Origin of the sequence: Nostocoides japonicum T1-X7 (assembly GCF_001046855.1) — a bacterium.
Lineage (GTDB): Bacteria > Actinomycetota > Actinomycetes > Actinomycetales > Dermatophilaceae > Nostocoides > Nostocoides japonicum.
The window spans coordinates 4,460,131-4,470,240 of the sequence record NZ_HF570958.1 but is presented as its reverse complement, the minus strand read 5'-3'; the positions used below and the strand labels follow the sequence as shown (position 1 = coordinate 4,470,240).

The window sequence follows — 10,110 nt, the reverse complement described above, 5'->3', positions numbered from 1 at the left end:
CCCCCGCCCCCCCCCCGGCGGGAGGCGCCTCTGGCCCGGCGGGGTCCGCCCCAGGCCCGGCGGGACCCGCCTCTGGCGTGGCAGGACCCGCGCCTGGCCCGGCGGGACCCGGCCCTGAGCTCGGTTGCACCGGGCCCGGCGACGGGGGCAGGTCCCGGGGGTCGTCGGGCTCGGGAAGGTCGGGGAAGGGGTCAGTCAAGCGGTCCGCCGGCGACGTAGATGACCTGGCCGGACACGAAACCGGCCTCCTCGGAGCACAGGAAGGAAATCGTCGCGGCGATGTCGTCGGGCTGGCCGACGCGCCCGACGGGGATCTGCTGCGCGGCGCCGGCGATGAAGTCCTCGAAGGGGACGCCGACCCGCTCGGCCGTCGCGGCCGTCATGTCGGTCTGGATGAAGCCCGGCGCGACGGCGTTGGCCGTCACGCCGAACCTCCCGAGCTCGATGGCGAGGGTCTTCGTGAAGCCCTGCATGCCCGCCTTGGCCGCCGAGTAGTTCGCCTGGCCCCGGTTGCCGAGGGCCGAGGAGGAGGAGAGGTTGACGATGCGCCCGAAATTCTCCTGCGTCATGAAGGTCTGGCACGCCTTCGACATGAGGAAGGCCCCCCGGAGATGGACCCCGAGGACGGCGTCCCAGTCCTCCTCGGTCATCTTGAACAGGAGGTTGTCACGGATGATCCCAGCGTTGTTGACGAGGATCGTCGGGGCGCCGAGCTCGGCGGCGACCCGCTCGACGGCGGCGGTGACCTGGTCGGACCGCGAGACGTCGACGCCCACCCCGATGGCCTTCCCGCCGGCCTCCTCGACGGCCGACACCGTGCCGGCGCACGCCGACTCGTCGAGGTCGAGGACCGCGACCGCGTGGCCGTCCCGGGCGAGGCGCAGGGCGGTCGCGGCGCCGATGCCGCGGGCCGCTCCGGTGACGACGGCAACACGGGATGTGCTCATGGGTGATGTCCTCCGGGAAGGTGTCGAGGGGCTGCGTCGGATAGGTTCTAAGGGTTCTGCTCCGCCACTGTAGTGAGGCCCTCCGGCCTCGCGACGCGGGGAGTGAGACAGGACGCATACCCACAGGACCACCGACGCTCCTGCCCCATCCCGGCACGGCGTGTCGGGGACATACCGGAAAGTTCGCATGGAGATCTGGCCAGGCAACCCTTACCCCCTCGGGGCGACGTACGACGGAACCGGGACGAACTTCGCGGTCTTCTCCGAGGTCGCCGAGAAGGTCGAGCTGTGCCTCATCGGGCCCGATGACACCGAGGAGCGCCTCGAGCTGCCCGAGGTCGACGGGCACGTGTGGCACGCCTACCTCCCGGGGGTCCAGCCGGGGCAGCGGTACGGCTTCCGCGTCCACGGCCCGTACGACCCGGCGTCCGGCCACCGCTGCGACCCGGACAAGCTGCTCCTCGACCCGTACGCCAAGGCCGTCGACGGGGAGATGACCGGCGACCCGTCGCTGTTCTCCTACGACTTCGACGACCCCGACGCGGGCACGAGCACGAAGCGCAACGGCCTCGACAGCCTCGGGCACACCCTCCTGTCCGTCGTCATCAACCCGTTCTTCGACTGGGGCCAGGACCGCGCGCCGCGTCACCAGTACCACGAGAGCGTCATCTACGAGGCGCACGTCAAGGGACTCACCGAGCTCCACCCGGACATCCCGAAGGAGATCCGGGGGACGTATGCCGGGATCGCCCACCCCGCGTGCATCGAGCACCTCCAGCAGCTGGGCATCACCGCCATCGAGCTCATGCCGGTCCACCAGTTCGTCCACGACTTCCACCTGCTCGACCGCGGGCTGCGCAACTACTGGGGCTACAACACGATCGGGTTCTTCGCCCCCCACAGCGGGTATGCCGCATACGGCACGACCGGTGAGCAGGTCGCCGAGTTCAAGGGGATGGTCAAGGCGCTCCACGCGGCGGACATCGAGGTGATCCTCGACGTCGTCTACAACCACACGGCCGAGGGGAACCACCTCGGCCCGACGCTGTGCTTCCGCGGCCTCGACAACGCGAACTACTACCGGCTGGTGAACGACGACCCGTCCCACTACTACGACACGACGGGCACCGGCAACAGCCTGCTCATGCGCAGCCCGCACGTCCTCCAGCTCATCATGGACTCGCTGCGCTACTGGGTGACGGACATGCACGTCGACGGGTTCCGGTTCGACCTCGCCGCGACGCTGGCCCGCCAGTTCCACGAGGTGGACCGGCTGTCGGCCTTCTTCGACCTCGTCCAGCAGGACCCGGTCGTCAGCCAGGTCAAGCTCATCGCCGAGCCGTGGGACGTCGGCGACGGCGGCTACCAGGTCGGCAACTTCCCGCCGCTGTGGACCGAGTGGAACGGCAAGTTCCGGGACACGGTCCGCGACTTCTGGCGTGGCGAGCCGTCGACGCTCGGCGAGTTCGCGTCCCGGATCGCCGGCTCCTCCGACCTCTACGAGCACAGCAGCCGCAAGCCCATCGCCTCCATCAACTTCGTCGTCGCCCACGACGGCTTCACGATGCGAGACCTGGTCTCCTACAACGAGAAGCACAACGAGGCCAACGGCGAGGGCAACCGCGACGGGGAGAGCCACAACCGGTCGTGGAACTGCGGCGCCGAGGGGCCGACCGACGACAAGGAGGTCAACGCCCTCCGGCTGCGCCAGCAGCGGAACATGCTGACGACGCTGCTCCTCTCGCAGGGGGTCCCGATGATCGCCCACGGGGACGAGCTGTCCCGCACGCAGCGGGGCAACAACAACGGCTACTGCCAGGACAACGAGATCACCTGGGTGGACTGGGCCCTGTCCGACGACGAGCGTCGGCTCCTGGAGTTCACCCAGCACCTCGTCGCGCTGCGGCGCAACCACCCCGTGTTCCGGCGGCGCCGGTTCTTCGCCGGGCAGGCCGACCACGGCGGCGAGTCCTCGATCTGGGAGATCGGCTGGTTCCAGCCGAACGGCGACCACATGGACGACGACGCGTGGGCCAACGGGCTGGCCCGCTCGGTCATGGTGTTCCTCAACGGCTCGGCCATCCCCGAGCCCGGCGAGCGGGGGCAGAAGATCGTCGACGACAACTTCCTCGTCATCTTCAACGCGAGCTCCGACGAGCTCGACTTCGTCCTGCCCGACGCGTCCTATGGAACCCAGTGGTTCCCCGAGGTCGACACGGCCGCGGAGCTCGTCGAGCCGACGGAGCACAAGCCGGGCGAGCTCATCACCGTCCACTCCCGCAGCGTCGTCGTCCTCCGCTGCCCCCGCGAGGCGCCGACGGGTCCCCCGGCCGGGGTGGCCGCGGCGCCGGTGACGTGAGCCGGATGCCGCGGCGGCCCGGTCCGGGACGGTCCGTGCCGACGAGCACCTACCGGCTGCAGGTCCACGAGGGCTTCGGCTTCGACGCGGCGGCGGAGGTGGTCGAGCAGCTGGCCGCGCTCGGGGTCGGGGTCGTCTACCTGTCGCCGGTGCTGCGGGCGGTCCCCGGATCGGTCCACGGGTACGACGTCGTCGACCACCGTGTCGTCTCGCCCGACGCCGGCGGCCGGGACGCCCTCGACCGCCTCGCGACGCACGCCCACGAGGCGGGTCTCGGCATCGTCGTCGACGTCGTCCCCAACCACATGGCGGTTCCGGTCCCCGAGCACCTCAACGCCCCGCTCTGGGCCGTCCTGCGGGAGGGGAGGGAGTCGGCATACGCGCACTGGTTCGACGTCGACTGGGACGCCGAGGACGGCCGGATCCTCATGCCGCTCCTCGGGTCCGAGCCGGCGGAGGCGATCGAGGCGGGGGAGATCACCCTGGGCGCGGACGGCGGTCCGGGCGCCGACGAGACGGTCGTGCGGTACTTCGACCACGAGCTGCCGGTCGCCGCAGGAACGGAGGGTCTGCCGCTGCCGGAGCTGCTCGATGCCCAGCACTACCGCCTCACCTCCTGGCGGGAGGCGCGGACCCGCCTGAACTATCGGCGCTTCTTCGACGTGACGAGCCTCATCGCGATCCGCGTCGAGGACCCCGACGTCTTCGACGCCACCCACGAGCTGCTGCTGTCCCTCCACGCCGGCGGGACCGTCGACGGCTTCCGGATCGACCACCCCGACGGGCTCGCCGACCCGCGGGGCTATCTCGACCGACTCGCCGACCGCACGGGCAACGCCTGGGTCGTCGTCGAGAAGATCCTCGAGGGGGAGGAGACCCTCCAGCCCTCGTGGCGGTGCGCCGGGACGACGGGCTACGACGCGCTCCTGCGAGTGCAGCAGGTCTTCGTCGACCCGGCCGGGGAGGAGCCGCTCACCCGGCTGTGGCACGAGCAGAGCAACGACCTCACGCCGCTGGAGGATCTCCTCGTCGAGGCCAAGGCGCAGGTCGTCCAGGACGTGCTGCCCGCCGAGGTCGGGCGGCTCACCCGGGACCTCGACCGGATCCTGCACGGGCACGACCTCGACGAGGTCCGACTCGCCGTCGGGGAGCTGCTCATCGCGATGGACCGCTACCGCGCCTACGTCGTCCCCGGCGAGGAGCCGGACCCGACGGCGGTCGGTGTCCTGCGCGACGCGGCGCGGCGGGCGCGCACGAACCTCGCCCGCGACGACTTCCCCGCCCTGCACACCGTCATCGGCGTCCTCGCCGGGGTCTCCCTGCCCGCTGGTGCGTCGACGACCGACCCCGACATCGCCGACGTCATCGTCCGCTTCCAGCAGACGTGCGGCCCGGTCATGGCCAAGGGCATCGAGGACACCGCCTTCTACCGGTATGCGAGGCTCACCGGGCTCAACGAGGTCGGCGGCGACCCCGGGCGGATCGGGATGCCGCCGGGGGAGCTGCACGCGTTCTGCGCCCACGTCCTCGCGACGTCGCCGACGACGATGACGGCCGGGTCGACCCACGACACGAAGCGCTCGGAGGACGTGCGGGCGCGGCTCTCCGTCCTCTCCGAGCTGCCGGAGGAGTGGCGCTCGTGGATGGAGCGTGCCCGCGAGCTCGGCGCCTCCCACCGGCGCCGGGGTGTCGACGGCGCGACGGAGTACCTCGTCTGGCAGAGCCTCGTCGGGGCCTGGCCCATCTCGCCGGAGCGGTTCGCGGGGTACGTCGAGAAGGCGGTTCGGGAGAGCAAGGCCCGCACGACCTGGACCGACCCCGACGAGACGTACGAGTCCGCCGTCGGGCGGCTCGTCGACGGCCTCATGGCGGACCTCGTCGTCCACGACCACATCGCCTCGTGGGTCCTCCTCACCTCGGAGCCGGCCCGGGTGAACACGTTGGGGCAGAAGGCGATCCAGCTGCTCATGCCTGGCGTGCCGGACGTCTACCAGGGCACCGAGCTCGTCGACCTGTCGCTCGTCGACCCCGACAACCGCCGACCCGTCGACTACGCCGAGCGCGCCGCCCGGCTGGCTCGGCTCGACGCGGGTTCGCCGCCGGCGGACCTCTCCGACGAGAAGCTGCTCGTGACCTCGCGCATCCTCCGGCTGCGGCGCGCCCACCCCGAGTGGTTCACCGGCGAGGAGGCGACGTATGCCGCGGTGCCGGCGAGCAGCGAGCACGCCCTCGCCTTCTCCCGCGGCGACGCGTCGGGGCCGGCCGTCGTCGCCGTCGCGACGCGTCTGTCGGTCGCGCTCGAGCGAGCCGGCGGGTGGGGGTCGCATACCGTCGCCGTCCCGTCGGGTCGTTGGGAGAACCTCCTCACCGGCCAGGTCCACGTCTCCGGGGAGGGCGGCCTGTCCCTCGCGACGCTGCTCGAGACGCTCCCGGTCGCCGTCCTCGTGAGGCACGATCCGTGATCCGGGTGTGGGCTCCTCGGGCGGGGACGATGGAGATCGAGGTCGGACCGGTGGGGGAGGCACGTCGCCGGTACCCGATGGTCTCCGAGAGCGGCGGTTGGTGGTCCTGGCCCGGTGCGCCGGGCGTCCGGCCGGACACGAGCGACCTCGACTACGCCTTCGTCCTCGACGGCACGGGGCCGCCCCTGCCCGACCCGCGGTCGGCATACCAGCCGGAGGGGGTCCACGGACCGAGCCGCTGGTTCGCCGACCCCGGCCGGGTCGTCGGCGCCGGTGAGGCCGACCCACCGTGGCGTGGGCCGCAGGGCGGCACCGGCGTTCTCGGCGGGGTCTTCTACGAGCTCCACCTCGGGACGTTCACCGAGGCGGGAACGCTGGACGCCGCGATCGGGAGGATCCCCGTCCTTCGCGACCTCGGCATCGACGTCGTCGAGCTCATGCCCGTCGCCGCCTTCCCCGGACGGTGGAACTGGGGGTACGACGGTGTCGGCCTGTGGGCGGTCGACGACTCCTACGCCTCCACCGGGACGGGCAGTATCGAGATGCCCGATGGTCGAGAGGTGCCCGGCGGTGCCGAGGCGCCTGACGGCCCGGACGCCCTCCGGCGGTTCGTCGACGCCTGCCACCGGCACGGCATCGGGGTATGCCTCGACGTCGTCTACAACCACCTCGGCCCGAGCGGGAACTACCTGTCGCGGTTCGGGCCGTACTTCACCGAGGAGCACACGACGCCGTGGGGTCCGGCGGTGAACTTCGACGCCGCCGGGAGCGTCGAGGTGCGGCGGTTCGTCATCGAGGCCGCGCTCCGGTGGTTCCGTGAGTTCGGCGTCGACGCGCTGCGCCTCGACGCCGTCCACGAGCTGCGCGACGACTCCGGACGCCACATCCTCGCCGAGCTCTCCGACGAGGTGGCCGCGCTCGCCGCTCGGCTCGGCCGCCCGCTCGACCTCGTCGCCGAGAGCGACCTCAACGACACGCGGATGGTGACGTCGACGGCGCAGGGCGGTCTCGGGATGACGGCCCAATGGGACGACGACGTCCACCACGCCCTCCACGTCGCCCTCACCGGAGAGACGAGCGGCTACTACGCCGACTTCGCCGACCCGGGCGCCCTCGCGAAGGTCCTCACGAAGGGCTTCCACCACGACGGGACGTACTCCTCGTTCCGCGGCCGGGACTGGGGCCGACCCGTCGAGGTCGACGGGTTCGACGGGCGCCGCCTCCTCGCATACCTCCAGACGCACGACCAGGTGGGCAACCGGGCCCTCGGCGACCGGATCACCGCCTCGGTCACCCCGGGGCAGCAGGCGATCGGCGCGGCGCTCTACCTCACGTCGGCCTACACACCGCTCGTCTTCATGGGGGAGGAGTGGGGCGCCTCGACGCCGTTCCAGTTCTTCACCGACTTCGAGGAGCCCGAGCTGGCCGCGGCGGTCAGCGCTGGGCGTCGCGAGGAGTTCGCCTCGCACGGCTGGAGGTCCGAGGACATCCCCGACCCGCAGGACCCGCGGACCCGCGCACGGTCGGTGCTGCGCTGGGAGGAGCGGCACGAGCCTGCCCATGCGCGGATGTGGCGGTGGTATGCCGCGCTCATCGACCTGCGGCATCGGGAGCCGGACCTCTCCTCCGGTGATCTCGCGGGGGTGCGCGTCCACCACGACGCCGCCGGGTGGCTCGTCATGCGTCGAGGGGCGTTCGCGACCGTGGTGAACCTCGCCGACCGCCCCGCCGAGGCCCCGCTCCCACCGGAGGCGACGGCATCCGACGTCGTCCTCTCCTGGAGCGGTTCGGCGTCCGTCGCCGAGGGGCGCCTGAGCCTCGAGGGACACGACGCCGCCGTCGTCCGGCTCCGCAGCTGACCCGCCTCGAGGTGGTGCACAGCTCCCGATCGGGGCGTGAGCGCCGGCTGGGTGTGGTGCACAGCTCCCGATCGGGGCGTGAGCGCCAAACCCCCGAATGGTGCATGGGCCCCGGTTCGGGCTCATTGCGGCTGCCGCGGGTCTACGATCCCGTTGTGGCCGCGTGGCCGGACCCCCTCGTAGGACGGGACGAGGAGCTCGCATTCATCGCCGAGACCCTCGCGCGGGCGGATGCCTCGCGGGGGGTCGTCATCGCCGGATCGGCGGGCGTCGGCAAGACGCGGCTGGCCCGCGAGTATGCCGCGCGCCACCGGACCCTCGGCGGCACCGTCCGCTGGGCCAGCGGCACGCAGACCGGCGCCGGCATCCCGCTCGGCGCGTTCGCGGGGCTCGTCGGCGACGTCGCCGGGAATCCGGCGCAGCTCCTGCGGCGAGCGACGATGAACCTGCTCGGCGACGAGGCGGAGGGCGACGTCCTCGTCTGCGTCGACGACGCCCATCAACTCGACGACCTGTCGTCCGTGCTGCTGCTCCAGCTCGTCCTCCAGGACCGTGCCGCCGTGCTCGCCACGGTGCGCTCGGGGGAGCCGTCCCCGGACGCGGTGTCGGGCCTGTGGAGCCAGAGCCTCGTCCCGCGACTGGATCTCCAGCCGCTGTCCGACGCCGAGGTGGGCCGGCTCGCCGAAGCCCTGCTCGGGGAGGAGGTCGCCCCTGACGTCGTCGACCGCCTCGTGGCCATCTCCCGGGGGAACGTCCTCATGCTCAGGCTCGTCATCGACGGCGAGCGGGCCGCGGGGCGACTGCGCCGGGACGGGGGACGGTGGCGCTGGGACGGGAGGTTCCGCCCGTCGCCGGCACTCATCGATCTCGTCGGCCAGCGCGTCGAGCGGTTCGGTGCACCGGTCGTCGAGGTGCTCGACGCACTGGCCGTCGCCGGGCCGCTGCCGGTCCGCGTGCTCGCAGGGGTCTGTTCGCCGGAGCAGGTCGAGGCGGCGGAGGCCGCGGGGCTCGTCGCGGTGCCGGACAGCGCGGCGGATGCCACGGCGGCTCATCCGCTGTATGCGGAGGTGCGGCGGGCGCGTATCGGCGCCTTCACCGCCCGACGGCTCCGGGCCCGGGTCGTCGCCGCCTGGCACCCGGACGGGACCTCGCGCGCGGTGCTGCGCCGGGCGATGCTCGCGATGGAGTCGGACCTGCCGCCCGACCCGGAACTGCTGACGGCTGCCGCGATGACGGCGATCCAGCTCCTCGACTGGTCGCTCGCCGAGCGGCTCGCCGGCGCCGCCCTGTCGGCCGGGGGCAGCTCCGAGGCCCGGCTGGCGCTCGCATACAGCCTGTCGTTCAACCTGCGGACCGAGGAGGCACAGTCGGTCCTCGAGGAGCTGTGCGCCGCCGACCTGCCGCCGGAGGACCACGTCCTCGTCGTCATGAGCCGCGCGGCGCACCTCTTCTGGTACCGGCGGGCCACCGAGCTCGCGATGGGGCTCGTCGAGGAGGAGCTCGGCCGGTGTCCCGACCCGGAGCTCGGCCGGTGGCTGTCGGCCATGCTCGGCCTCTTCGAGGTCTGCACCGGCCGCGTCGCCGACGGGATGGCCCGCGCCGAACGGGCCCGGTCGGAGGGCCTGTCCGGCCCGATGGCGCGGCTGTGCGCCGCGTGGGCCGAGACCGCCGCCCGGGGCGCGACGGGCCGGCTCAGCGACCACCGGGACGCCGCGACGGCGGCCTACGTCGCCGCCGGGGAGGCGTTCAACCTCGGTCAGCCCCGGATCGGCTTCGCGAACTACTTCCTTCTCGGTCTCGTCCTGTCCGGGTACGTCGCGGAGGCCGAGGCGCTCGTCCGTCGCGTCGACGACGACGTGGACGAGGGACTGCCGGTCCCGCGGCTCACGGTGGCCGTGCTCCGGTCGATCGCCGCGCTGGCGGCGGGCCGCGTGCGGGAGAGCCGCCGGTATGCCGCGGAGGCGATCGCCGGTCTCGAGGGCCATGACGACTCGGGGTGGGTGCTCCAGGCGACGATCCCCTATGTCACGGCCTCGGCCCTGCTCGGCGAGCGCGACACCGCGGCGGCGGCGGTGCCCCGCCTGATGCGGGTGCGGCATCCCGCCCACGCCCTCCTCGAGCCCGAGGAGCTCCTCGCGCAGGCGTGGGTGGCCGCGTGTTCCGGCGCGACGAGCGTGGGAGTCGCGCACGCGAGGAGGGCCGCGGAGCTGGCGAGGACGCGCGGCCAGCCGGCGCGCGAGCTCACCGCACTCCACGTGGCCCTCCGACTCGGCGACGTCGAGGCGGCCCCTCGTGTCGAGGAGCTCGCCCCGAGCCTCGCCGGACCCCGGGCACCGGCGGTCCTGCTCCATGCGCGGGGACTGGCCGCGGACGACGGGAAGGCCCTCCTCGAAGCCTCCGCCCGGCTGGAGGAGCTCGGCGACCGGGTGGCCGCGGCGGACGCGGCGGCGCAGGCGGCCACGGCATTCGCCCGGGGCGGGCGG

General features: G+C 72.8%; 5 protein-coding genes. 4 read left to right on the top strand and 1 reads right to left on the bottom strand.

From position 1 onward, the window contains the following. Positions 1-191 precede the first annotated feature (191 nt). On the bottom strand, positions 192-947 hold the full coding sequence (gene fabG, locus BN12_RS20295) for a 3-oxoacyl-ACP reductase FabG (protein ID WP_048555304.1): 756 nt from the start codon (positions 945-947) through the stop codon (positions 192-194). A gap of 187 nt (positions 948-1,134) precedes the next feature. Here fabG and glgX point away from each other — a divergent pair, with 187 nt between their 5' ends. From glgX to BN12_RS20275, 4 genes are all read left to right on the top strand, one after another. Then, entirely contained in the window at positions 1,135-3,306 is a 2,172-nt protein-coding gene (gene glgX / locus BN12_RS20290) for a glycogen debranching protein GlgX (protein ID WP_048555302.1), read from the top strand. Positions 3,307-3,341: 35 nt separating this feature from the next. Then, positions 3,342-5,768: a malto-oligosyltrehalose synthase gene (gene treY / locus BN12_RS20285; RefSeq protein ID WP_327152678.1), complete on the top strand. Its 2,427-nt coding sequence runs from the start codon at positions 3,342-3,344 to the stop codon at positions 5,766-5,768. Next, a complete protein-coding gene (locus tag BN12_RS20280; RefSeq protein ID WP_157635590.1) occupies positions 5,765-7,627 on the top strand; it encodes a malto-oligosyltrehalose trehalohydrolase in 1,863 nt (620 codons plus the stop codon). The genes treY and BN12_RS20280 overlap by 4 nt, the downstream gene beginning before the upstream one ends. Before the next feature lie 155 nt (positions 7,628-7,782). After that, on the top strand, positions 7,783-10,110 hold a 2,328-nt coding region (locus tag BN12_RS20275), incomplete at its 3' end, for an AAA family ATPase (protein WP_048555298.1).

What these genes read in the sequence shown, in the direction of transcription:
- fabG (WP_048555304.1), bottom strand. Translation starts at nt 947, where the DNA reads ATGAGCACATCCCGTGTTGCCGTCGTCACCGGAGCGGCCCGCGGCATC.
- glgX (WP_048555302.1), top strand. Translation starts at nt 1,135, where the DNA reads ATGGAGATCTGGCCAGGCAACCCTTACCCCCTCGGGGCGACGTACGAC.